Raw genomic sequence first — 24,435 nt, forward strand, 5'->3', positions numbered from 1 at the left:
GACTGATTTTAACAATCCTTTTATGCTTATTTTTCTAGTTCATTGTATTAATTGATAAAACCAATATCCCTATGTTTTAAATGGTGATTTATTTGTCACTAAAAGGCAAAAACAACTATTTTCTTCAAAAAATAGATATGAATATTCAAATATTTTTGATATAAATCAACTTTGGTATGACCATCTTTCCAATTAACTTGCTTAAGAACAAAAATAACAGCAGAAACGATTTAACTGTCATTATTTAAGTAGATTTCACTAAGGCTATTTAAATAACAACAGTAAATATCTTTATGGAGTGACGTTAAATGTCATTAAAAAAAATTGTTATTGTCGGTGGCGGCGCTGGTGGTTTAGAACTGGCGACCAAATTAGGCAATAAATTAGGACGCAGCAAAAAAGCAGAGATCACCTTAGTGGATCGCAACAACAGTCATCTATGGAAACCCCTTTTACATGAAGTAGCAACGGGCTCTTTAGATGATGGTGTTGATGCTTTAAGTTATCTAGCACACGGCTATAACCATCATTTTAATTTCCAATTAGGCTCATTAACAGGGCTTGATCGTGAGCAAAAAAATATCACATTGGCTGCTATTTATAATGAAGAGCAAGAATTGCTCGTACCTGAACGTACATTAGACTACGATATTTTAGTGATGGCGTTAGGCAGTAAATCAAACGATTTTGGCACACCAGGTATTAAAGAGAACTGTATTTTCTTGGACAGTCCTCAACAAGCACATCGTTTCCATAACGAAATGTTAAATTTATTTTTAAAATACTCAGCAGATACCAATGCACAAGAAGAAAATCGTAAGGTAAATATTGCGATTGTGGGTGGTGGTGCAACGGGTGTTGAACTTTCAGCTGAATTGCATAATGCAGTACGTCAGCTTAATAGTTATGGATTAAAAAAATTAGCACCTTCAGCATTAAATATTACTTTGGTTGAAGCTGGAGAGCGTATCTTACCTGCATTACCAGTGCGTATTTCTAGTGCTGCACATCAGGAATTAACCAAATTAGGTGTGCGAGTGATGACCAAAACCATGGTCACAAGCGCAGATGAAGGTGGATTAAACACCAAAGATGGTGAGCATATTGATGCTGACTTAATGGTGTGGGCAGCAGGTATTAAAGCACCTGATTTTATGAAAGAGATTGCTGGCCTAGAAACTAACCGTATTAATCAGTTGGTCGTTAAACCTACCTTACAAACAACCTTAGATGAGTCTATCTTTGCAATTGGTGACTGTTCTTCTTGTCCAAGAAAAGAAGGCGGTTTTGTTCCACCAAGAGCACAATCCGCACATCAAATGGCAAGTCGTTGTTACAGCAATATTTTAGCAATGTTAAAAGATAAACCGCTAAAAGATTATGTGTTTACCGATCACGGCTCATTAGTTTCACTCTCTAAATTTAGTACCGTGGGGAGTTTGATGGGGAATTTGATGAAGGGGGACATGATGATCGAAGGGCGCATAGCGCGGATTGTTTATATCTCTTTATATCGAATGCATCAAATAGCGTTGCATGGTTATATCAAAACTGGACTTATGATGTTAGTCGGATCAATCAACCGAGTAATTAGACCTAAACTAAAACTTCATTAATTTATCTTTTGCTTTACAGATAAGACAAAAGTTACTTTTTTAAACCCTCATATTTTATGAGGGTTTTTTATCTATTTTTTATTTTAAATTAAATAATTAAATGAGAATATCCAAATAAAATAAATAAACATAGCATAAAGCACTAGATGATTTGTCTGCCTATATCAGAAATAATCGGTAACGCTAAAGCTCAATAGAGTAATGATAAATATAATTTTATTATTAAGGTTAAACTTGTAATATTAAAGATAACATTTATTTTATTTATTACGCTAAATTATTTAAGACTTTTCTTAAATAAAAAATGATGTTTAATTCATTAATTCATCAAATAAAATGTTATGGTGTTTCGTAGATTTGTATTAGAAAGATAATAAGTGAAAATTATTAGAAATAAGCTTAACTTGTTATTTTTACTCGTATTTAAATGGGTAAAATAATTTTACAAATCTTAAAAGTAAATTTTATAATATGCGTTAAATATGGAATATCGCCTATTTTTAGGCGACATTTGTTAACTTAGTGTTATCATAATGATGTATCATAAGTAGCATGACGATTTTTATTTTTTCAGCTTAATAAATTAAGATCTATCTTAATATAATGTGTAAGTCCTAAGAATGTAGTTAGTATTTAATTAAGTAATTAAAACAGAAATAAGTGGTGTATTTAACATGTCATAAATACGTGGTTTACTTATTATGTTAATCAGCATGGATGTTGAATTAAGCTATCAGATTAGAGAATTCATTTATTGAATAGTAAATATATTAGCCAGTTAGAGTGAAACCGTGGCTTTTATTACGTATCTGTGGCAATTAAGGATAAAACAAATAAAAAGGGGTAAAAGTGGGTGTTAATGTCAGAAAGTACACACTAATAGGACTAATCATTGTATTAGCTATTCTTTCATTTATTGCATGGAGGTGGGTATTTCCCCAGCCTCAATACGCTCATGTCGTTTCGGCTACACCTATTAAATCGACTGTTTTTGTAACAGAAGAGTATTGTCATCGAATTGGCTTACCTACACCTTTTACACCAGAAAAATTGTCACGATTTCATCCCGCAGAGCAAGAGTGTCGAGTGTTTTATATGATTGAAGCACTCAATAACAGCAATATTGCTAATTTCCCTTATCCTCAATTTAAAGAGTGCATCCCGATTTATCGTCAAGAGCGTAGAATTGTTGGTTATGATGTGCTTTATACTATCGATGGAACACCGGGCAAAGTACGTACCACGTTTAAACCTGGTGAAATTATCGCATTAGATTCTGATGGTAGGCTGATTTTAGAACAAGAACCTTATTGTTCTATGAATGAAAAAGTACCTTGCCGTAAAGATTAAATCTAAAGAATAAAAAAGGCGTAATGAAGGAGTGAAACCACTTCAATTACGCCTTTTTACTGATTCAAAAAATCATAAATATGTGGTTATTTGATCTTATGATCATTGAACGCACTTAACATATCATCAATAAAGGTGAGTCGTTTCTCACGCTCAGTGAGATCTGTAATAAATTTCAGTTTTGATGGACCATCTAAACGGAAAATAGCAGGTTGTTCTTGAAGTAGGCTGATTAAATATCCTGGTTCAACCTTATTCTTTTCACCAAACTCAATAAATCCGCCTTTATCATGAGCTTCAATTCGAGTGATACCCAAGCTCATTGCACTTAAGCGAATAGCAGCATTACGCAGTAGATAACGCCCTGCATCAGGCAGCTTACCAAATCTATCAATTAACTCTGCTTTTAGATCATTAAGCTCTGTTAAGTCGATCGCACTGGCAATTCGTTTATAGAATGAAAGTCTGACATTTACATCAGGAATGTAATCATCAGGCAACAAGACAGGCATTCTTAATTCAATTTCAGTTTGTTGATTGGTGAGATCTTCAAGTGATGGCTCTCTACCCTCTTTAAGTGCTTCTACTGCACTTTCTAGCAATTCCATATAAAGAGAGAAGCCGACGGTATTCATTTGACCGCTCTGCTCTTCACCTAATAGCTCACCCGCACCCCGAATTTCTAAATCATGGGTGGCTAATGCAAAACCAGCACCCAGATCTTCCAGTGAAGCAATCGCTTCTAAACGTTTATGAGCATCCTTTGTCATTGCTTTAGGATGAGGTGTCAACAAATAAGCATAAGCTTGATGATGAGAACGACCTACGCGACCACGTAACTGATGCAATTGCGCTAAACCAAAGTGATCTGCACGTTCAATAATAATGGTGTTCGCGGTTGGTATATCGATACCTGTTTCAATAATTGTGGTGCAAAGTAACACATTAAAACGTTGGTGATGGAAATCATTCATCACACGTTCAAGTTCACGCTCACGCATTTGTCCGTGACCAATACCAATACGTGCTTCAGGAACGAGTGCAGCCAGTCTCTCACGGGCTTTTTCGATATTCTCAACATCGTTATACAAGTAATAAACTTGTCCGCCACGCAATGTTTCACGCAAGATAGCTTCGCGCACCACTAAGTCATCATATTCTCGCACAAAGGTTTTCACCGATAAGCGACGTGCTGGTGGTGTTGCAATAATAGAAAGATCACGCATACCGCTCATTGCCATATTCAACGTACGAGGAATAGGCGTTGCTGTTAGCGTTAATATATCGACATTAGCACGCATGGCTTTTATTCGCTCTTTATGGCGAACACCAAAGCGGTGCTCTTCATCGACAATTAATAGCCCCAAATCTTTCCACTGAATATTTGGTTGAAGCAATTTATGTGTGCCAATGACAATATCAACTGTACCTTCGGCCAGTTTTTCTGTGATTTGCTGTTGCTCTTTTGCGCTACGAAAACGTGAGATCATCTCAATGTTAACGGGCCAATTAGCAAAACGATCACGGAAATTATCAAAATGTTGCTGAGCCAATAGGGTGGTTGGTACTAAAATAGCGACTTGTTTATTGTTGTTAACGGCAAGAAATGCAGCGCGCATCGCCACTTCTGTTTTACCAAATCCGACATCGCCACAGACGAGTCTATCCATTGAAATGGCTTGGCACATATCGCTAAGCACAGCATTGATAGCCATTTCTTGATCAGGTGTTGTTTCAAAAGGAAAGCTTTGGCGGAATGATTGGTATTGCTCTTTATCCATTTTAAAGGCGAAGCCTGTTTTTACTTCGCGTTGAGCATAAACATCTAATAACTCTGCTGCGACATCTCGCACTTTTTCAGCAGCTTTTTGGCGAGCTCTTACCCATGCATCGCCACCCAATTTATGTAGTGGGGCATTTTCATCTGCGCCACCAGAATAACGACTGATTAAATGCAGTGATGAAACAGGAACATAAAGCTTGTCATTACCCGCGTAGCTTAACATCAAATATTCAGCTTTAACGCCACCAGCTTCTAGTGTTGTCATTCCTTGATAGCGACCAACACCATGTTGAAGATGAACAACGGGCTGTCCTATGCTTAATTCAGCAAGGTTGCGAATTAAGGTATCTGTATTAATAGCACGACGATTGTCTTGGCGACGACGATTAACGCGTTCACCTAACATATCACTTTCACAGATCATGGCTAATTGGCGATGGTTATCAATAAATCCATGTTCAGCAGCACCAATGATAAAGTAAAAACCTTTCTCTTGAGCATCAGATAATTCAATGATTTGCTTAGGTGCTATTTTTATCCGCGATAAAAGCTCTTGTACGGTTTCGCGTCGTCCTTCACTTTCAACGGAGAAAATAACACTACCTGAAAATTGTTCTTGGAATCGGCGTAAGTTATCTAAAGGTGATTTGCTTTGAGCGTTAATCGATAAATCAGGAAGAGGTTGATAGCCTAAATTGGTCTGTCCCGCTTTTTCTGGCAACGTTTCTGTTTTAAGTTGAATACGAGGCCACTGTTTTAACTCTTTATTAAATTTATCAACATTCAGCCAAATATCATCTGGTGGTAACAGTGGTCGCATAGGATCAACGCGACGGCTTTCAAAACGTTGATTAATGTCTTGCCAAAATTTTTCTGCAAAATCTTGTAGATCTTGCGTCACTATCAATGTGTTTTTAGGGAAATAAGCAAATAAGTTAGATAAAGGCTGTTCAAAAAACAGGGATTGCCAATATTCAATTCCCGTTGGCAATATGTGTTTACTTACTTGCTGATAAATATGTTCAGGATCACGTCTTACATCAAACCGTTCACGCCATTGGCTACGGAAAGTTTCTATCGCATTTGCATCTGTTGGGAATTCATGTGCAGGCAGTAAATTAATTTGATCAACTTCAGCTAATGTCCGTTGTGTATCGACATCAAAAGTACGCAGGCTATCTATTTCGTCATCGAAAAAATCAATACGATAAGGAAATTCACTTCCCATAGGAAATAAATCTAATAATGCACCACGCGTTGCGTATTCCCCATGTTCTAATACTTGTTCGACATGGCGATATCCCGCTTCATCTAATGTTTTACGTAAATTATCACGAGAAAGTACCTCTCCTTTTTGCATTACCAACGCATGACTTGCGAGATAATCCGTTGGGCAGACTTTCTGCATTAACGTATTGACAGGTAAGATTAAAATTCCCTTGAGAAGTGATGGAATACGGTATAGCGTAGAAAGGCGGTTTGAGATGATTTCTTGGTGAGGTGAAAAACTGTCGTATGGCAGCGTTTCCCAATCCGATAATGTCTCTACTGGATAATCACAAAACTGACGGATTTCATCTTGTAAACGCAATGCATTTTGCATATCACGAGTAACAAGAACGACTAATCCAGAGTGACGTTTGATGATCTCGGCACATTCTAGAGCACAAGCGACACCAGTCAGTTGACCTAGCTGACGAGTATCCCCTTGTTTTATAGGAAGTTGATAACGATATTCTGAGGACATAAGCGTGTAATGTGAACTCTTTGTTGTAGTTAACTCCCAACACATCTTTAGCTTAATGGCTAAAGCTTAAACTGGCGGGCAGGTTAAGATAAAAGAAAAAACCACAGTTTGGGAATAGAGTGGTTCCATTCAGTAAGACTACCCTTTATTATCCCTGAACACTTCGCATTAGCAACAGGAACAGCACAGATTTCATGTACAATTCTGTCTCATTTTATATAGGGCTCCGTTATATGCGGGGTCGTGCGGTCGATAAATTCGGTCGCTTCGTCTCATGGCTATCCGCTTTAGGGATTATGTTAGGTGTAGCGGCACTGATTACAGTGACTTCTGTCATGAATGGCTTTGAACGTTCATTGCAAGAAAGCATTCTTGCTTATATTCCACAAGCCATCGTGACATCACCTAACGGGCAATTACCCCGAGATTCAAATATAGCTGAAAGATTACTGACGCGTGAAGGTATCATAAACGTTACCCCTTTAGTAGAAGGCGATGTTGTTTTGCAAAGTAAAGACAATATCAGCGTTGGTGTTATGTTGGGTATAGAAAAAGAGCAAGATGAACCTTTAACGAAACATATTCGTTATGGCGATTTTTCTATGCTGAAAGCGGGTGATTATGGTGTGATTTTAGGAAGTGGCCTTGCTAAACAGTTAAAAGCAAAAGAAGGCGATAACATCCGCCTTATTGTGCCAAGCGTAAGCCAATTAACACCAATGGGAAGATTACCTAGCCAACGGTTATTTACCGTTAAAGGTATTTTCCAAAGTGGTGGCGATGCAGATGCCTCACAAATCTTAGTTAATCAGCAAGATGCGGCACGTTTAATGCGTTATCAGCCGGGTAATATTACAGGATGGCGTCTTTTCTTTACTGATCCTCTCAATATTGAAAAATACAGTGCACAATCTTTAGATAAAAATCTAAGTTGGAGAGATTGGCGCGAACGTAAAGGTGAATTTTTCCAAGCTGTAAAAATGGAAAAAAATATGATGGGATTATTATTAAGCTTAATTATAGCAGTGGCAGCTTTTAATATTATTACCTCACTTTCTTTGTTGGTCATGGAAAAACAAGGTGAAGTTGCTATTTTGCAAACTATGGGTTTAAAACGCTCTCAGATTATGTCCATTTTTATGCTACAAGGTGCAGGTGCAGGTATTTTAGGGGCGGTAGCTGGTGGTCTGTTAGGCGCATTACTCTCAAGCCAATTAAACGTTATTATGCCAGCGGTAGGACTTATCCCTCAAGGTGTGGAATTGCCCGCAACACTTGATTGGGGACGCGTCTTTATGATTGGTTTCTCCGCTATTATCATTTCCCTTTTATCCACTTTATACCCGTCTTGGCGGGCCGCGGCTATTCAGCCAGCAGAGGCGCTACGTTATGAGTAATTCTTCTTTGAATAAACAACCAATGGCATCAGAAAAACAAATGCACATTAATAAAGATGGTTTATTGGATTGCCACGCCCTATGTAAACAATACCAAGATGGTTCTATTTCCACACAAGTGCTGAAATCAGTCTCTTTTAAAATGGATAAGGGCGATTTTCTTGCCATCGTGGGGAGTTCTGGCTCAGGAAAAAGTACCTTATTACATTTACTGGGTGGATTAGATTCTCCAACATCAGGTGAAGTCTTTTTTAAAGGGCAATCACTTAATAAATTATCCTCTTCTGAAAAGGCTGATCTACGTAATAGCCAATTGGGTTTTATTTATCAATTTCATCATCTATTACCTGATTTCACCGCACTTGAAAATGTTGCTATGCCACTGATGATTGGCGGCACGAGCGCTTCAGTTGCAAAAGAAAAAGCGATGTCTTTACTTGAAGCTGTTGGGTTAAAAGATCGCGCTCATCACCGTCCTTCAGAGCTTTCTGGTGGTGAGAGACAACGCGTTGCGATTGCGAGAGCATTAGTGAACGATCCTGCATTAGTCCTTGCTGATGAACCAACGGGTAATCTTGACCAGAAAAATGCAGAAGGGATTTTTGAATTGTTGATTAAGTTAAACAAAGAAAAACAAACCGCTTTTCTGGTCGTAACGCATGATTTGTCACTGGCGGCTCGTTTTCAGCGCCAACTTGAAATGAAAGATGGTCAACTACAGTCACAAAACGCAATTTCAGGAGTGAAATAATGGCGCAATTGCCACTTGCATTAGTGACCGCATTACGTTTTTCAAGAGGGCGAAAACGTGCGGGAATGGTTTCTTTAATTTCAGTTATTTCAACACTGGGCATTATGCTGGGTGTTGCTGTCTTAATTATTGGCTTAAGTGCCATGAATGGCTTTGAGCGTGAATTAAAAAACCGTATTTTATCAGTTGTGCCTCACGGACAAATTTATTCAGTAGAACAGCCATTTGTACAATGGCAATCAGCATTACCTCGTATTGAAAATACCCAAGGTGTTGTCGCTGCTGCTCCTTATATTTTACTCACTGGATTGTTAGAAAAAGGAACAGAGTTAAAGGCAGTGCAAGTGATGGGGGTCTCACCTGAAAAACAAGGTGATATCAGCCTGTTGCCTCGATATGTACAAAACAATGCATGGCAAAATTTTAAGGCAGGTAAACAACAAATTATTATAGGACAAGGTGTTGCCAATGCGTTGAAAATAAAACAAGGTGATTGGCTGACGGTATTAATTCCTAATAATGATGATCCTACTAAGCTTTTACAGCCTAAACGTATTCGCTTACAAGTGAGTGGTATCTTTAAACTCAGTGGAATGCTTGATCACCAATTAGCGTTAATTCCTTTAGCCGATGCTCAACAATATATGGATTATGGGCAAGGCATTACAGGGATTGAAGTGAAAACAGTAGATCCTTTTTTCGCGAATGAAATTATTCATAATGCGGGTTTAAACAGTAAAGAATATGTTTATGCGAAAAGCTGGATAAGTGACTATGGCTATATGTATAGCGATATTCAGATGATCCGTAGCATTATGTATTTATCGATGATCTTAGTGATTGGTGTTGCTTGTTTTAATATTGTCTCAACGCTGATTATGGCGGTAAGAGATAAAAGTAGTGATATTGCTATTTTACGAACGTTAGGTGCACGAGATAGCCATATTCGTAATATCTTTTTATGGTACGGTTTATTATCAGGCATGATTGGTTGTGTCGCTGGTGTGATATTTGGTGTATTGGTTGCTTATAATTTAACGCCATTAGTGTCTGTTATTGAATCATTAACGGGACACAGTGTGTTGTCAGGCGATGTTTATTTCGTCGACTTTCTACCTTCAGAAGTTCATTTAATTGACGTTTTCTCTGTATTTATTACCACTGTGATCTTAAGCCTGATTGCAAGTTGGTATCCTGCACGTCGAGCCACTAAACTAGATCCTGCAAGAATTTTAAGTGGACAATAAGTTTATTGACATACAAAGAAGAAAAAACGCTTAAACTAGTGAAGATAAGAAACGCGATATTTAAATTTGAAAACCAAGGATTGTAATGATGAAACTTAAACTTCGTCATCGTCGGCTTAGGAAGTTTCGTAAGATCAAAAATTTACGTAGGCAGCATTCACGTTGTCGTTATTTTCATCTCACCCATAAAACGGAACATGAAATGAATTTACCCAAAGTTGTCGTATTAACAGGGGCTGGCATTTCTGCTGAATCAGGAATTAAAACATTCCGATCAGAAGATGGATTGTGGGAAGAACATCGCGTTGAAGATGTTGCAACACCTGAAGGTTATCAACGCAATCCCCAATTGGTTCAGCAGTTTTACAATGAACGTCGCCGCCAATTGCAACAACCTTCTATTCAACCTAATGAAGCGCATTATGCATTAGCTAAACTAGAGCAACGTTTAGGTAAAGACAATTTTTTACTCGTTACGCAAAATATTGATAATCTGCATGAAAAAGCAGGTAGTAAACATATTTTGCATATGCATGGTGAATTGCTAAAAGTGCGTTGCCCTCAATCTCGTCAAGTATTTGAGTGGAAAGGGGACTTAGAAACAACCGATCGTTGTCATTGCTGCCAATTCCCATCGCCACTACGCCCACATATTGTCTGGTTTGGTGAAATGCCAATTGGTATGGAAGAGATTTATCACGCTTTGGCTGAGGCTGATATTTTTATCTCTATCGGTACATCTGGAAATGTTTACCCAGCAGCTGGTTTTGTCCATGAAGCTCGATTAACAGGCGCTCATACTGTTGAGTTAAATCTTGAACCCAGTTTGGTTGAAAGCCAGTTTGAAGAGAAACATTATGGCCCTGCAAGTCAGGTAGTTGATGAATATGTTCATAAATTGTTTGAATTAATTAATGATCCTAAAGCTGATTTGACGCAATAATTATTTTATAGAGTTCCCTATTATTGTTCTTAGAGAGATCTTAGGGGGCAAAATGGATAAATTATTAGAACGTTTTTTTGAATATATTAATTTTGATACACAATCAAAACCATCTTCAAAAATGTCACCAAGCAGTGATGGACAATTAAAACTTGCCAAGGCATTGGCTCAAGAATTAAAAAAGCTGGGCTTTTCCGATGTAATGCTCAGTGACAAGGGATGTGTAATGGCAAGTTTACCATCCAATGTATCTTGGCCAGTGCCAGTTATTGGCTTTATTTCGCATCTTGATACATCTCCTGACTTTTCAGGAAAACATGTAAAACCACAAGTGCTTGAAGATTATCGTGGTGGTGATATTGCTTTAGGTATTGGTGATGAAGTGTTATCGCCAGTTATGTTCCCAATCTTACATTCAATGATTGGTAAGACATTAATTACTACTGATGGCAAAACATTACTGGGTGCGGACGACAAAGCAGGTATTGCTGAAATTATTACTGCGATGGTGCGCTTAAAAGAAACGAATCGACCTCATGGGGATATTCGCATTGCTTTCACTCCTGATGAAGAAATCGGGCGTGGCGCGCATTATGTAGACTTAAAAGCATTCGGTGCAAGCTGGGCTTATACCGTTGATGGTGGTGGTGTTGGCGAACTGGAATATGAAAACTTCAATGCCGCATCCGTGAATATCAAAATTGTAGGTAACAATGTTCACCCAGGCAGTGCAAAAGGGGTGATGGTTAATGCATTAGGATTAGCAACACGTATTCATCAAGAATTACCTGTTGACGAAACACCAGAAAATACCGATGGTTATGAAGGTTTTTACCATCTGCAAAGTATCAAAGGCTCGGTAGAAAGAGCGGAAATGCATTATATTATCCGTGATTTTAATCGTAACTTATTTGAAAAACGCAAACAGAATATGATTGCGATTGCAGAGAGAGTGGGTAAAGGCCTGCATCCTGATTGTTATATTGAGCTAACGATTGATGATAGCTATTACAATATGCATGATAAAGTTGTTCAATTCCCTCACATCATTGAAATAGCCAAACAAGCCATGATTGATTGTGATATTGAGCCAAATATCAAGCCTATTCGTGGTGGTACAGACGGTGCTCAACTTTCTTACCGTGGATTACCTTGCCCTAATATTTTCACAGGCGGCTATAATTTCCATGGTAAGCATGAATTTATCTCTTTAGAAGGCATGGAAGCGGCGGTGAGTGTCATTATGCGCATTGCTGAAATAACGGCTGAAAGAGAAAAGGCTAAAGTAGTTAGCTAATCGCTTATTGAGCTTCGAAATGAAAAATAATAGCCGAAATATCGGCTATTATTTTTTTAGTAAAAAGAATATATTAAGTTTATTTACGTTTTTCGTAATCTTGTTCAACAGAAGATTTCCAATCTTGATTTAACTCTTTTCCTTCAATTTTAGATTGAACGGCTTTATTAACAGACTCATAGGCATTTTCATAGCCTTTAGCATCTTGGATATATTGAGTTGAGTTGGATGATTTAATGCCAATACTTTCAGCCGCACTTATTGCATCAATGTTGGCACCTAAAAAGATAAATTCCCAACCTTTCTCTTTTTCTGCTGAATTAATTAATGATTTTACTTTTTCTAGCGAATATTCACGGCTACTATTTTCTTCGCCATCGGTGATGATCACCATCATGACATTCTTATAGGGTGAATTTGGTTTATTTCCTTCAGTGATCGCATTTCCCACAGCATCTAACAGTGCGGTATTACCCGATGCAAAATAATCGTTAGTCGTTAAATTCTCTATCTTATTAATATCAATACGGTTATGTAACTTTTTAGCCTGACTATCAAATAAAATAGTGGTGATATAGACTTTTTCAGGGCGATTTTTATTTTCTGCTAAAATAGTATTAAATCCACCAATAGTATCTTTTTCATACCCTTGCATTGAGCCACTTTTATCTAACACAAAAATGATATCCGTTTGTGCTGGTGGTGCCTTCATATTTGCTGTTTCTACTGTTTTTGCAAATACCACGGTCGGTAAAATAAAAGCAGCGATTAAAACAATAAATTTTTTCATAGACGACTCCATTGTCGAAAAAAGAAGTAAAAATCTAATTTTATCTTAGGGGCAATTGATCAAATAAAATAGGAGAAACGGCTGAAAAATAAACGAGATATTAATGAAAAAATTTACTTAATTAAAAATAGAGTGATTTTATAATAATGGGCTAACATATTGTTTATTATTAAGCTTTTAATATAGGCTTAATATTAATAACTCTTTGATAAATTGAGTTTCCTGAAATTCCCTTATAATTAAAGAGAAATAAATATAATATAAGGATATTGAATGAAAACCATAACAGGAAAATTATTAAAACCTGTAATAGAAGAGCAACTAAGCTCTCATAAAAAGAAAGTGATTAAAAAATCTGAGCAACAATCATTTATTATTATTTTTAGTTATTTTCTAATCACTTATTTAATCTCATTTTCTCTTTATGTGACAAATAGCAAACATACATTATTACTTTTTTTCTTACAAAGTACATTTTTTGTTGTGATTCCTTTTTTCTTTCGTAATACAAGAGTACTTTTAAAAGAGTCGATAATTTATTTAATTCGTTAGATTTTAAAATAAGACTTATTTTAATATTTCTAGTAATAAAAAAGCCCTGCAATAATATGTCAGGGCTTTATAAATTATCATTGATAATTAATCTTCAAAATACCAATAACCTTGGTTTACCAAGTGTGTTAATAAACGTACAAATTTGGGATCGGTTAATGCATCACCTAAGTGTTGTTTATCAATATAATCATATTGACAAAGCGCATCAGCAGCTTCGATATAATCAGTATCTATCAACTCGCCATTAACAAAACAGCTATCACCAACACGTAGCGCACGAAGACCATTTAAGCGGTGAAGTTGTTCACCTTGTTGCAGCAAATCATGAATTTCTGCGTTTTCGTATAAAGGTTCTGGCACTGCAAGATCAAGCTCATGACGAGATTGAGAAATAAACTCACCAAACCAATGACGGAATACTTCTGGTTGAGCAAGTAGATCTTCCATCATGTCATGAAGTTTATTTAACTCTTGATGTTGCACTAATGCTGGGTTTTCACGCGGAGTTAGATCAGGATCGCTATAACGATAGCTGCCTAAATCATTTGCTAACACATAGTCAGCGAAACCACTGAAAAGTTCACGAGCATTAGGTGATCTGAAACCAACAGAGTAGTTTAGCGATTCTTCAATCGCATATCCTTCATGTGGGAATCCAGGTGGGATATAAAGAATATCACCCGGTTCTAATTCTTCATCAATAATTGCTTCAAAAGGATCAACTTGAAGCAGATCAGGGTGAGGGCAGTGTTGTTTCATTGGGATTTTTTCACCCACACGCCAACGACGACGACCTTGTCCCTGAATAATAAAGACATCATATTGATCAAGATGTGGGCCTACACCACCACCGGGAACAGAATAAGAGATCATTAAATCATCAATGCGCCAATCGGGTAACACACGAAATGGCTTCATTAATGCCGCACTAGGAAAATGCCAGTGATCGACGGCTTGTACAAGTAAAGACCAATCTTTATCACCAAGTCCTTCAAAGTGCTCGAAAGGCCCGTGTTTGACTCCCCATTGTCCGTCTTGACAGCTAACAAGACGGCTATCTACTTCATCTTCCATTGCAAGACCAGCAAGTTCGTCAGGAGATAAAGGATCAACAAAACGAGAGAAGCCGTTTTTAATTAATAAAGGGCGTTTTTGCCAATGGCTTTCGAGGAATGATTGCCAATCTAAATTAAGTTTATAGTCCATTGTGTATATCCTGAATTCGGGAAGCCTGAAGCCATAGTATAATGAATTCTAACTTCCTGCTAAACATTCCTTTGAGCAATGTGAGTAATAGCGAGTAACTCGATAACAACTGAACAGATATCATACATAACGCCGTATATTTGGCGATAACTTTAAAAAGAGAGGTTTTTTTATAAATAAGGGTTATTCGCGTTCTGTAGTGAGTTGTTGCTCAGCAAATGTCACAGTGATACGAGCGCCTCCTAACGGGCTATCGGTAATAGTAATTTCACCACTGTATTGTTCAATAATATCTACCGCGATAGATAATCCTAAGCCTTGCCCAGGACGCAGAGTATCTGCTCTTGTTCCTCGTTGGAAAATGGCCTCTCTTTTTTCAGGGCTGACGCCTGGGCCGTCATCATCAACAATAATCATTACACTACTTTCATTATTGCTAACATTGATTTCAACAAATTCTAAGCAGTATTTACAGGCGTTATCAAGAATATTACCCATCACTTCCATAAAATCATTTTTCTCACCTAACCACATGATTTCAGGTGAAACATTGAGTGTTAAATCAACCCCTTTTGACTGATAAACTTTACTCAATGCACTGCAAAGATTATCTAGCAATCCTGACAGTGAATGAAGTTTTCGCGTGGTAATATCGTGATCACCGTGGATGGATGCTCGATGCAGATAATAACCGACTTGTTGCGAAATTCGTTCTATTTGATCGAGCATGATAGGTTCAGCTTGCTCTATCGTCATCTGTTTGCCCGAACGTAAAGAGCGTAATGTTGATTGCAACACGGCAAGTGGTGTTTTTAGGCTGTGGGTAAGATCAGATAAACTTGTGCGATATTTACTATAACGACTGCGTTCATTACGCAATAACACATTTAAATTTCGGACTAAGCCTTTTAGCTCGGTTGGCGGGTTTTCATCCAAATCATTGCGAGTCCCTTTTTCTAATGCACTAATTTGTTCAATAACTTGTTTTATCGGTCTTAAACTCCAATGTGCAGCTAACCAAATTAAGGGTATAACCAAAAATAGATTTGCAAGAATGATATATAAGAACCAATCCCAAACTTGACTGACTTTTTGCATACGCTGAGGAATAGGATCGATAACCGCGATCGCCATATAAGGCATATTGTCAGCCGCAGGATAATGATTAATCACAACTGAGTGAGTCAAAAACTCATTACTAGAGTATTCCTCAAGACGTTTGAGATAAACACGATATTGCGGTAACTGCTTTAACATTAACCGTGTTGTTTTGATATCAACTGAGATCTCAAATAAGCCTTCTTCATGACGCCATTTATGTTTAATGCTATCGGGAATGGCTTTGGGGAGATCGGGAGGCATCCACAATACACCGCCTTTATCATCAAAAATGATCACCAGCGAGGTATTGTTGTTATTGAGATTAGTTGGAAATTCAATGTTCAGCTTTCCCTTATTCCACTGCGCTAAGCTGTAATAAAGATTGCTTTGGCTACGCATTAGCATAAATGTGGTTTTATCTATACTCACAATCGAACCAACAATTGCCACTAACCCATATGAGAGTGTGAGTGCCAAAATAATGGCACTGGTAGCAAGTAAAAAGCGTGTTCGTAATGAGAATGGGGAGCGCTGTTTTTTTTGCATATTAAGGTTTCATATCGAAACGATAGCCTTGTCCACGTACGGTAACCACCACATCATCAGGATATTTTTCTAAGATTTTTTTACGTAGTCGTCCCATAAGTACATCAATAGTATGGCTTTCTTTGAGTTCAGCATCAGGATATAGCTGGCGCATTAATGCATCTTTGCTAACGACTTTGTTTTGATTGCGCATTAATGTTTCTAAAATCGTATATTCAAATGCAGTTAACTTAATTTGTTCTCCTGAAATCATGAACTCTTTACGTGACAAATCCAACTCAAAAGGTTCAATGACGAGTGTTTGTGACGCAATTCCCATGTTTCTTCGCATTAATGCCTGAATACGTGCGACAATTTCCTCAAAATGAAAGGGTTTTGTCACATAATCATCAGCGCCCGCATTTAACGCTGAAACTTTTTCTTGCCAACTTTCGCGCGCAGTTAATACCATTATTGGCAGGGTAATATTATTCTCCCGCCATCTGCGAATAAGGCTAATGCCATCTTCATCTGGCAATCCTAAGTCCACAATGGCAACATCAGGTGTACCTTCTGCAATAAAATTATCTGCTTCTTTGGCATCTTCTGCGGCATCAACCTGATGTCCTGCGTCACGAAATTGCACAGATAAGTGATGGCGAAGTAAAATATTATCTTCAATAATTAAGATCCGCATATTCCACCTTGAGTACAATCAGCAAAAATTCACTGTTGTAAAATAAATATAGGAAATGAATGTCATCCTATAAGATAAAAAATATATTGTTATCATAGTCAATCTATCACTTAAAAAATACCGTAGCGGGTAAAGTGTTTAAGTTACAGAGAGTTTTCTAATTTTTTGATATAAAAAAAGGCAGAGATTATCTGCCTTTTTAGAAAGATAAATTAGTTTAATTTATCAACAAGTTGAGTGGCAAAACCAATATAGCTTTCAGGTTTCATTGCTTTTAAGCGCGTTTTTTCATCTTCTGGTAGTTCTAAACCATCAATGAAAACTGCCATATCTTGTTCAGTGATTCGTTTGCCGCGAGTAAGCTCTTTTAGCTTTTCGTAAGGTTTTTCAATGCCATAACGACGCATTACAGTCTGAATGGGCTCGGCTAATACTTCCCAGTTACAGTCTAATTCTTCACGAAGGTGGTTTTCATTCACTTCAAGTTTATTAAGACCTTTCATGGTTGATTGATAAGCAATCAGCGCATAACCCATCCCAACACCTAAATTACGCAGTACCGTTGAGTCTGTTAAGTCACGTTGCCAACGTGAAACGGGTAGCTTGCTAGAAAGGTGTCCCATTACTGCATTTGCTAACCCTAAGTTGCCTTCAGAGTTTTCAAAGTCAATTGGATTCACTTTATGAGGCATGGTTGATGAACCAATTTCACCTGCAATTGTTTTTTGCTTGAAGTGGTTCAGTGCTACGTAACCCCAAATATCGCGGTCGAAATCGATCAAGATAGTGTTGAAGCGACTAATGCAATCAAAAAGCTCCGCAATATAATCGTGTGGTTCAATTTGAGTTGTGTATGGGTTCCATGTAATACCCAATGAAGTTACAAATTCTTCACTAAATTGATGCCAGTTTACTTCAGGATATGCAGCTAAGTGTGCATTGTAGTTACCTACTGCACCATTGATTTTACCTAAGATCTCAACTTGTGTTAGTTGACGATATTGGCGCTCCATACGGTAGGCAACGTTAGCAAACTCTTTGCCAATTGTAGATGGTGTTGCTGGTTGACCATGTGTGCGAGAAAGTAATGGCAAATCACGGTATTCTTGAGCCATTTTGCTAATGGTATCAATAATTTCACGCCATGCAGGCAGTAAGATCTCTTGGCGTGCTGTTTCCAGCATAATGGCATGAGACAGGTTATTAATGTCTTCAGAAGTACAAGCGAAGTGAATAAATTCAGAAACCTGATGTAAAGCAGGGATAGTCGCCACTTTTTCTTTTAAGAAATATTCTACGGCTTTTACATCATGGTTAGTGGTACGTTCGATCGTTTTAATACGTGCTGCATCTTCTTCATTGAAGTTAGCAACAATCGCATCAAGGTAATCGTTTGCGTTTTTTTCAAAGGCTGGAACTTCTTTAATGTCGGCGCAAGATGCCAGCTTTTGTAGCCAGCGAACTTCTACCTGTACACGGAATTTCAGAAGACCGAATTCACTAAAAATAGAACGTAACGACGAGGTTTTACTTCCGTAACGACCGTCAATCGGTGAAATCGCTGTCAGCGAAGATAATTCCATTGTTGGCAACTCCCAGGTTGAATTTAAAGTATTAACATTGAGCGAGAAAATCATCAGCTTGTCGTAGGATAGCCTTTTGATGCAGTAAAAAATCAAAACGACGACCACCGACTTGACGCCAGAGCACAGCACTTCGAATGCCAGTCAGTAATAACGCTCTAACTTTAGCTTGAATAATAGGGGTATTTAATAGATCAATCGAGCCATGAACCTGAATGCGAGGGCCAACAGGGCTAACTGCATCAACATAAACGCCAGCAAGGGCATTAAATACACCTTCGGACATGGGTTCAAAATAACTTTTTTGACGCTCTAATTGAGAAATTTTTTGCGATAAATGTGAGCTGTAATTATCATTTCTGCTGATAATACGCTCTAGGTTGATTAAACCTTGTTGGTAAGTCATTAACTCAAGCGTTAACTTTTCTCTTCTTACCGCTTGATGAATGGCTTTCAATGTTTGAAAGCCTAATTTTAGGTGACTGATTTGATTACCATAAACATCAAGTGTTGAAGTCGGATTGAGGTTAAAAACACTGTTAACCATCACTTCAACATCATTCTCGTTCGCATTACCTTGGTAAGCAACTTGTTGAACAAGACGACTTGCTTGGCAGATGCCTGCCAATGCAAGTGTTATATCACGAAAATCTTTAGCCACGTCTACTCCTGAATACGGGTTTCAATAATACCGCCACCTAAACAGACTTCGTCTTGATAAAAGACGGCTGATTGTCCCGGGGTAACTGCTGCAACAGGATAATCAAAGCGGACTTCAATTTTGTCTTCACCTAATGGTGTTACTGTACACGCAATATCAGGTTGGCGATATCGTGTTTTAACAGTACAGCGGAAAGCCTCAGTAATAGGTTCCCTTGATACCCAATGTAATTGTTGAGCAATCAAACCTACAGACATCAATCTTGGGTGTTCATGACCTTGAGCAACGATAAGAATATTGTTTTCAACATCTTTATCAACAACATACCAAGGGGCATCGCCACCGTCTTTCGTTCCACCAATACCTAACCCTTTACGTTGACCTAATGTGTGATACATCAACCCTTGGTGTTCACCAATGGTTTCTCCATCAACCGTGATGATAGGACCAGGTTTAGCAGGTAAATAACGCGATAAGAAATCGGTAAATTTACGTTCACCAATAAAACAAATACCAGTTGAGTCTTTTTTCTTTGCTGTCGCTAAATCAAGTTTTTCAGCAATTTTTCTCACTTCAGGTTTTTCCATTTCACCCACAGGGAAAAGGCTTTGTGCAATTTGCTCGTGACTTAACGTATATAAAAAGTAGCTTTGGTCTTTGTTGTTATCAACACCGCGAAGCAATTGGCTTTTGCCATCAACATCACGACGACGAACATAGTGACCTGTTGCGATATAGTCAGCACCCAAATCTTCCGCTGCATATTCTAAAAATGCTTTAAATTTTATTTCTTTATTGCAAAGAATATCGGGGTTAGGGGTACGACCTGCTTTATATTCAGATAAAAAATGTTCGAAAACATTATCCCAATATTCAGCAGCAAAATTGATGGTATAAAGCTCAATGCCAAGTTTATCGCACACAGCTTGCGCATCGGCAAGATCGGTAGATGCTGAGCAATATTCTGTATCGTCGTCTTCTTCCCAGTTCTTCATAAACAGACCAACGACCTGATATCCCTGTTCCTTAAGAAGATAGGCTGAGACGGATGAATCTACGCCACCGGACATTCCTACGATGACTTTTTTTTGGCTGTTATCTGACATGACTGGATCTCACTGCGGAAAAATAAGCGCCATACTTTACCATATCACTGACACAGGTGCATCATGTCTTACTCTGTTTTTGATGCTTTGTTTTTTCTTTAATATTATTTAATTAAAAGGAACACCAAAACTGCTTAATAGAGATAGGGGATAACGTTCACCTTGTTGATAACATAGCAGGCTTTCTCTGACTAAAGGTGAACGTAATTGTTGGCTATGAATAATTTCATCGGCACTGACCCAGTGACAACAATCAATATCACTATCATGAGGATGAGTTTCATATTGCTCTTGCGCTTCAATAAGAAAAAGAAAACGTAGAAAAGGTGTTTTATCAGGCGCAATCCATTGGTGTAATTTTAGAAAATGTTGAACAGGAAGTGTTAACCCTGTTTCTTCCCATAATTCACGTTGAACCGCCTGAATAAGTGTTTCATTGGCTTCAAGGTGTCCAGCGGGTTGATTCCACGTCGCTTTTCCATTGACCATTTCTTCAACAACGAGAAACTTATTTTTTGCATGAACGATACATGCGACAGTCACATTAGGTTTAAACAAAATCAATCTCCTTCCATTCACCGGGTAATAAATTATCCAATGTAATATTTCCCATACTAAAGCGGATCAAACGCAATGTTGGATAACCGATATGCGCCGTCATTCGTCTCACTTGACGGTTTTTACCTTCAAATAACGTTATTTTTAACCAAGTTGTCGGGATAGTTTGACGTTCTCTAATAGGCGGATTTCTCTCCCATAGCCATTCGGGTTGTTCAACTATTTCGACTTGTGCAGGTAATGTTTTGCCATCTTTAAGCTCTAATCCATTTCTAAATTGTTGTAATGAGGCAGCACTTGGAATGCCTTCAACCTGAGCATAGTAGATTTTTCCTGTTTTTTTACCCGGTTGTGTTAATTGTGCTTGTAGCTTCCCATCATTTGTTAAGACTAAAAGTCCTTCACTATCTCTATCTAAACGTCCTGCCGCATAAATATCACGAATAGGAATAAAATCTTTTAGTGTTTTTCTGCCATTTTCGTCTGTAAATTGCACAAGAACATCGAAGGGCTTGTTGAAGATAACGACTTTACGCTCACCTCTTGGGCGCACTGGCTTTCTTTGTGCGAGTGGCGTGTGATGTTTTCTCGATTTAGCGCTATTTTTAAGTTGATTTGCCATAGTTAATTTTTGTAAAAAATGGGAGATTGATTATACCTTAAAAGAGAAGCGATTGGCGTTAGCTGAATAATCAAGTAGTATTGACAGGTCTCTTACAAAAAATTAACAAAGCGTGCGCTTACATGAAAGGAGAGGTAAATGGAAAGCAAAGTAGTTGTTCCGGCTAATGGCGCTAAAATTACACTAGATGCTAAAGGTAAGCTTGTTGTTCCAAATAATCCGGTTATCCCTTATATCGAAGGGGATGGTATCGGTATCGATGTTACGCCAGCAATGTTAAAAGTTGTTGATGCAGCAGTTGAGAAAGCTTACGGCAAAGAACGTAAGATTGAGTGGATGGAAGTTTACACCGGTGAAAAATCAACGCAGGTATATGGTAAAGATGTTTGGTTACCAGAAGAAACCTTAGATCTTATCCGTGAATATCGAGTTTCTATTAAAGGTCCTCTTACTACGCCAGTTGGCGGTGGTATCCGTTCATTAAATGTTGCATTACGCCAACAACTTGACCTCTATATTTGCCTACGCCCAGTACGTTATTACAAAGGCACTCCAAGCCCTGTTAAACAGCCAGAACTAACCGATATGGTTATCTTCCGTGAAAACTCAGAAGATATTTATGCTGGTATTGAGTGGAAAGCGGGCTCAGCAGAAGCAGATAAAGTGATTAAATTCCTGCAAACTGAAATGGGTGTTACTAAAATCCGCTTCCCACAAGATTGCGGTATTGGTATTAAGCCTTGTTCAGAAGAAGGTACTAAGCGTTTAGTTCGTGCCGCAATTGAATATGCTATTGATAATGATCGCGATTCAGTCACATTGGTACACAAAGGTAATATTATGAAATTTACCGAAGGTGCCTTTAAAGACTGGGGTTATGAGTTAGCTCGCGAGGAGTTCGGTGGTGAATTATTAGATGGCGGTCCTTGGGTCAAAATCAAGAATCCAAAATCAGGTAAAGAGATTATCGTTAAAGACGTTATCGCTGACGCATTTTTACAACAAATTCTGTTACGCCCAGCAGAGTATGATGTTATCGCATGTATGAACCTAAATGGCGACTATATTTCTGATGCATTAGCAGCTCAAGTAGGTGGTATTGGTATCGCACCAGGTGCAAATATTGGTGATGAGTGTGCATTGTTTGAAGCAACACACGGCACAGCACCAAAATATGCAGGCCAAGACAAAGTTAACCCAGGTTCGATCATTCTTTCCGCAGAAATGATGCTACGCCACATGGGTTGGACAGAAGCTGCTGACTTAATCATTAAAGGTATGGAAGGCGCAATTGCCGCTAAGACTGTAACTTATGATTTCGAACGTCAGTTAGAAGGCGCTAAACTGCTGAAATGTAGCGAGTTTGGTGACGCAATTATCAAACACATGTAATTGTTGATTTGATAAATAGTTAACGGGAGCTTATTAGTTCCCGTTTATTTTTTGTACTATAAAATTCTTCCCCAAAATATCCCCAAAACTCTTCCCCAAAACTGTTCAATTAAACAGCAATAATTTGCCATTCTTTGCCTCTATCATCGTGGTATTTATCAGTCATATTTTGTGTTTTATGACCCAATAATTTTTGTGTATTAATTCCTTGCTCACGATAAAGTCGCTCAGATAAAGATCGTTGTTCATGGAAAGTAGGGGCAGCGCCTTTTTCCCAAGTTAACCCACATTTATCTCGTGCCTTTTTAAACGTTGTGGTTAATGTATTTGGTGTGACTTGTTCACCGCGTTTCGCTTGCGCGGTGGTATGTCGATAATGCACGAGATATTTGCTCACAACCGCGTCACGACATTGAGCAACAACATCCCTTAAGGAGAGATTGATAGCCTCACATTTTAGCGAGAGAGGGATGGCCAACTTACTGCCCGTTTTCTCTTGCTGTATATGTAACATATCATCCCAAATATCAGAGAATTTCATTTTACAAATATCACCGATCCGCTGACCTGTGGTTAAAGCCAATAACATGCCACATTGCAGGTAAGGAGGGTGGTTCTTAGCTTGCTGGTAAATAGTGCGCCATTCGTCCAATGTCATGCGTTCTCTTTTCACTCTGTTCCGTGGTTGTTTAGTTGCTTTCGCAGGATTGTAACCAGGCGGAACATAGCCTGCATGTTGAGCTTCTTTAAATACATCAATAAGCACCATGCGAACGACTTGAGCCATTCTTGAATGTCCTAATACTTTGATGGAATCTATTATTTCAGCGATATCTAATGCGGTTATCTCTTTTAATATTTTCGTACCACAATATTGACGGAATAAATTAATAGGTTTCATTTTTTGTCGATAAGAATTAATTTTTAATTCACCGATATCTAATCTTTCTTTTTGAATATCTAAATATTTATCCACCCATATATCGACAGATATTTCAGACTTATTTGTCTTAATTTTTGATAACCGTTCATTAATACTTAATAACTGTCGAGTATGTTGTTCAGCAATAATTGTATTGGCTTGAATGGCGGTTTCTCTCGCTTCTTGCTCGTCGGTGCCTAAGCTATGAAATTTACCGGTGATGGGATGTTTATATTGCCAATAAATTTTGCCGTTACGTTTATCTAACTTTCGATATAGATTAGGGATGATAATTTTATGGGTTCGAGGTCGGGCAGCCATCTGTAATTATCCTCTTAAGTCGTTCCGTTGATTTAGTAGGAATTTGAGGGAGAGACAGATAGCCCACATAACGAGCTTCTCTATCGACCATCCACTTGCGACCCACTTTCATTGCAGGTGGTGCAATAAGGTTATTCTTTGCGTATTTTTGTAATACCGTCATGCAAGGAGAGGCATCTCCAAATTCCAACCTTGCCCACGCTTCAAGAGTCACCATTCTTGACATATTTTCTCTCCATACTGCCGTATACAGTTTAAATAGACG

General features: G+C 38.1%; 21 protein-coding genes. 9 read left to right on the forward strand and 12 right to left on the reverse strand.

Annotated features, from left to right (window positions below; translation table 11 throughout):
* Nucleotides 1-308: 308 nt before the first annotated feature.
* Both ACNART_RS08725 and umoD read left to right on the forward strand, forming a co-directional pair.
* Nucleotides 309-1,616 (forward strand): NAD(P)/FAD-dependent oxidoreductase, encoded by a 1,308-nt coding sequence (locus tag ACNART_RS08725; protein WP_109372893.1) that lies wholly within the window; start codon nt 309-311, stop codon nt 1,614-1,616.
* Nucleotides 1,617-2,465: 849 nt separating this feature from the next.
* The gene (gene umoD, locus ACNART_RS08730) at nt 2,466-2,966 is read left to right on the forward strand and encodes a flagellar biogenesis regulator UmoD (protein ID WP_109372894.1); all 501 of its coding nucleotides are present in this window, start codon (nt 2,466-2,468) and stop codon (nt 2,964-2,966) included.
* Between the two features lie 86 nt (nt 2,967-3,052).
* On the opposite strand, the gene mfd is transcribed toward umoD, so the two are convergent.
* Nucleotides 3,053-6,496 carry a transcription-repair coupling factor gene (mfd, locus tag ACNART_RS08735; protein ID WP_368926943.1) on the reverse strand — a complete coding sequence of 1,148 codons (3,444 nt, stop codon included), beginning with the start codon at nt 6,494-6,496 and terminating at the stop codon, nt 3,053-3,055.
* A 194-nt stretch (nt 6,497-6,690) separates the two neighbouring features.
* Between mfd and lolC the strand changes: the two genes are divergently transcribed.
* The 5 genes from lolC to pepT all read left to right on the forward strand — a co-directional run bounded on the left by lolC (nt 6,691) and on the right by pepT (nt 12,131).
* Nucleotides 6,691-7,893, forward strand: a complete 1,203-nt coding sequence (lolC, locus tag ACNART_RS08740) for a lipoprotein-releasing ABC transporter permease subunit LolC (protein WP_198626534.1) — start codon at nt 6,691-6,693, stop codon at nt 7,891-7,893.
* A gap of 40 nt (nt 7,894-7,933) precedes the next feature.
* Nucleotides 7,934-8,644, forward strand: coding sequence for a lipoprotein-releasing ABC transporter ATP-binding protein LolD (gene lolD / locus ACNART_RS08745; RefSeq protein ID WP_232799426.1), 711 nt, complete (start codon nt 7,934-7,936; stop codon nt 8,642-8,644).
* Nucleotides 8,644-9,891 (forward strand): lipoprotein-releasing ABC transporter permease subunit LolE, encoded by a 1,248-nt coding sequence (gene lolE / locus ACNART_RS08750; protein ID WP_198629777.1) that lies wholly within the window; start codon nt 8,644-8,646, stop codon nt 9,889-9,891. Before lolD ends, lolE begins: the two co-directional genes overlap by 1 nt.
* Nucleotides 9,892-9,976: 85 nt before the next feature.
* On the forward strand, nt 9,977-10,834 hold the full coding sequence (cobB, locus tag ACNART_RS08755; RefSeq protein ID WP_196736451.1) for a Sir2 family NAD+-dependent deacetylase: 858 nt from the start codon (nt 9,977-9,979) through the stop codon (nt 10,832-10,834).
* Between the two features lie 52 nt (nt 10,835-10,886).
* On the forward strand, nt 10,887-12,131 hold the full coding sequence (pepT, locus tag ACNART_RS08760; RefSeq protein ID WP_109372899.1) for a peptidase T: 1,245 nt from the start codon (nt 10,887-10,889) through the stop codon (nt 12,129-12,131).
* Between the two features lie 79 nt (nt 12,132-12,210).
* Here the strand turns inward: pepT and ACNART_RS08765 are convergent, their stop codons facing one another.
* Nucleotides 12,211-12,933: a vWA domain-containing protein gene (locus tag ACNART_RS08765; protein ID WP_269812697.1), complete on the reverse strand. Its 723-nt coding sequence runs from the start codon at nt 12,931-12,933 to the stop codon at nt 12,211-12,213.
* Between the two features lie 261 nt (nt 12,934-13,194).
* Between ACNART_RS08765 and ACNART_RS08770 the strand changes: the two genes are divergently transcribed.
* Nucleotides 13,195-13,473, forward strand: coding sequence for a hypothetical protein (locus ACNART_RS08770; RefSeq protein WP_368926941.1), 279 nt, complete (start codon nt 13,195-13,197; stop codon nt 13,471-13,473).
* An 87-nt stretch (nt 13,474-13,560) separates the two neighbouring features.
* On the opposite strand, the gene ACNART_RS08775 is transcribed toward ACNART_RS08770, so the two are convergent.
* From ACNART_RS08775 to rluE, 8 genes are all read right to left on the reverse strand, one after another.
* A complete protein-coding gene (locus tag ACNART_RS08775; protein WP_109372901.1) occupies nt 13,561-14,682 on the reverse strand; it encodes a cupin domain-containing protein in 1,122 nt (373 codons plus the stop codon).
* A 183-nt stretch (nt 14,683-14,865) separates the two neighbouring features.
* The gene (gene phoQ / locus ACNART_RS08780; protein ID WP_198620638.1) at nt 14,866-16,329 is read right to left on the reverse strand and encodes a two-component system sensor histidine kinase PhoQ; all 1,464 of its coding nucleotides are present in this window, start codon (nt 16,327-16,329) and stop codon (nt 14,866-14,868) included.
* 1 nt (nt 16,330) lies between these two features.
* Entirely contained in the window at nt 16,331-17,005 is a 675-nt protein-coding gene (gene phoP, locus ACNART_RS08785) for a two-component system response regulator PhoP (protein WP_198620637.1), read from the reverse strand.
* A 212-nt stretch (nt 17,006-17,217) separates the two neighbouring features.
* Nucleotides 17,218-18,588, reverse strand: a complete 1,371-nt coding sequence (purB, locus tag ACNART_RS08790; protein WP_109372904.1) for an adenylosuccinate lyase — start codon at nt 18,586-18,588, stop codon at nt 17,218-17,220.
* A 31-nt stretch (nt 18,589-18,619) separates the two neighbouring features.
* Nucleotides 18,620-19,249, reverse strand: a complete 630-nt coding sequence (gene hflD / locus ACNART_RS08795; protein WP_198620636.1) for a high frequency lysogenization protein HflD — start codon at nt 19,247-19,249, stop codon at nt 18,620-18,622.
* 2 nt (nt 19,250-19,251) lie between these two features.
* Complete coding sequence (gene mnmA, locus ACNART_RS08800; protein ID WP_349443365.1) at nt 19,252-20,355, reverse strand: tRNA 2-thiouridine(34) synthase MnmA; 1,104 nt, start codon at nt 20,353-20,355, stop codon at nt 19,252-19,254.
* A gap of 108 nt (nt 20,356-20,463) precedes the next feature.
* Nucleotides 20,464-20,913 (reverse strand): NUDIX hydrolase, encoded by a 450-nt coding sequence (locus ACNART_RS08805; RefSeq protein ID WP_349443366.1) that lies wholly within the window; start codon nt 20,911-20,913, stop codon nt 20,464-20,466.
* Nucleotides 20,906-21,535 (reverse strand): 23S rRNA pseudouridine(2457) synthase RluE, encoded by a 630-nt coding sequence (gene rluE / locus ACNART_RS08810; RefSeq protein WP_196533145.1) that lies wholly within the window; start codon nt 21,533-21,535, stop codon nt 20,906-20,908. The genes ACNART_RS08805 and rluE overlap by 8 nt, the downstream gene beginning before the upstream one ends.
* A gap of 138 nt (nt 21,536-21,673) precedes the next feature.
* Here rluE and icd point away from each other — a divergent pair, with 138 nt between their 5' ends.
* Nucleotides 21,674-22,927 (forward strand): NADP-dependent isocitrate dehydrogenase, encoded by a 1,254-nt coding sequence (gene icd / locus ACNART_RS08815; protein ID WP_023582546.1) that lies wholly within the window; start codon nt 21,674-21,676, stop codon nt 22,925-22,927.
* A gap of 109 nt (nt 22,928-23,036) precedes the next feature.
* Here icd and ACNART_RS08820 read toward each other — a convergent pair whose 3' ends face one another.
* Nucleotides 23,037-24,170: a site-specific integrase gene (locus tag ACNART_RS08820; protein WP_416303565.1), complete on the reverse strand. Its 1,134-nt coding sequence runs from the start codon at nt 24,168-24,170 to the stop codon at nt 23,037-23,039.
* Entirely contained in the window at nt 24,145-24,396 is a 252-nt protein-coding gene (locus ACNART_RS08825) for an excisionase (RefSeq protein ID WP_196570574.1), read from the reverse strand. Before ACNART_RS08825 ends, ACNART_RS08820 begins: the two co-directional genes overlap by 26 nt.
* Nucleotides 24,397-24,435: the final 39 nt, after the last annotated feature.

Origin of the sequence: Proteus sp. LHD240705 (assembly GCF_047921555.1) — a bacterium.
GTDB lineage: Bacteria > Pseudomonadota > Gammaproteobacteria > Enterobacterales > Enterobacteriaceae > Proteus.

Coding starts and splice junctions, on each gene's coding strand:
- purB (WP_109372904.1), bottom strand. CDS start 18,588: ATGGAATTATCTTCGCTGACAGCGATTTCACCGATTGACGGTCGTTAC.
- ACNART_RS08765 (WP_269812697.1), bottom strand. CDS start 12,933: ATGGAGTCGTCTATGAAAAAATTTATTGTTTTAATCGCTGCTTTTATT.
- phoP (WP_198620637.1), bottom strand. CDS start 17,005: ATGCGGATCTTAATTATTGAAGATAATATTTTACTTCGCCATCACTTA.
- lolE (WP_198629777.1), top strand. CDS start 8,644: ATGGCGCAATTGCCACTTGCATTAGTGACCGCATTACGTTTTTCAAGA.
- ACNART_RS08825 (WP_196570574.1), bottom strand. CDS start 24,396: ATGTCAAGAATGGTGACTCTTGAAGCGTGGGCAAGGTTGGAATTTGGA.
- ACNART_RS08775 (WP_109372901.1), bottom strand. CDS start 14,682: ATGGACTATAAACTTAATTTAGATTGGCAATCATTCCTCGAAAGCCAT.
- mfd (WP_368926943.1), bottom strand. CDS start 6,496: ATGTCCTCAGAATATCGTTATCAACTTCCTATAAAACAAGGGGATACT.
- pepT (WP_109372899.1), top strand. CDS start 10,887: ATGGATAAATTATTAGAACGTTTTTTTGAATATATTAATTTTGATACA.
- icd (WP_023582546.1), top strand. CDS start 21,674: ATGGAAAGCAAAGTAGTTGTTCCGGCTAATGGCGCTAAAATTACACTA.
- ACNART_RS08820 (WP_416303565.1), bottom strand. CDS start 24,170: ATGGCTGCCCGACCTCGAACCCATAAAATTATCATCCCTAATCTATAT.
- ACNART_RS08725 (WP_109372893.1), top strand. CDS start 309: ATGTCATTAAAAAAAATTGTTATTGTCGGTGGCGGCGCTGGTGGTTTA.
- ACNART_RS08770 (WP_368926941.1), top strand. CDS start 13,195: ATGAAAACCATAACAGGAAAATTATTAAAACCTGTAATAGAAGAGCAA.
- mnmA (WP_349443365.1), bottom strand. CDS start 20,355: ATGTCAGATAACAGCCAAAAAAAAGTCATCGTAGGAATGTCCGGTGGC.
- rluE (WP_196533145.1), bottom strand. CDS start 21,535: ATGGCAAATCAACTTAAAAATAGCGCTAAATCGAGAAAACATCACACG.
- phoQ (WP_198620638.1), bottom strand. CDS start 16,329: ATGCAAAAAAAACAGCGCTCCCCATTCTCATTACGAACACGCTTTTTA.
- lolC (WP_198626534.1), top strand. CDS start 6,691: ATGTACAATTCTGTCTCATTTTATATAGGGCTCCGTTATATGCGGGGT.
- lolD (WP_232799426.1), top strand. CDS start 7,934: ATGCACATTAATAAAGATGGTTTATTGGATTGCCACGCCCTATGTAAA.
- cobB (WP_196736451.1), top strand. CDS start 9,977: ATGATGAAACTTAAACTTCGTCATCGTCGGCTTAGGAAGTTTCGTAAG.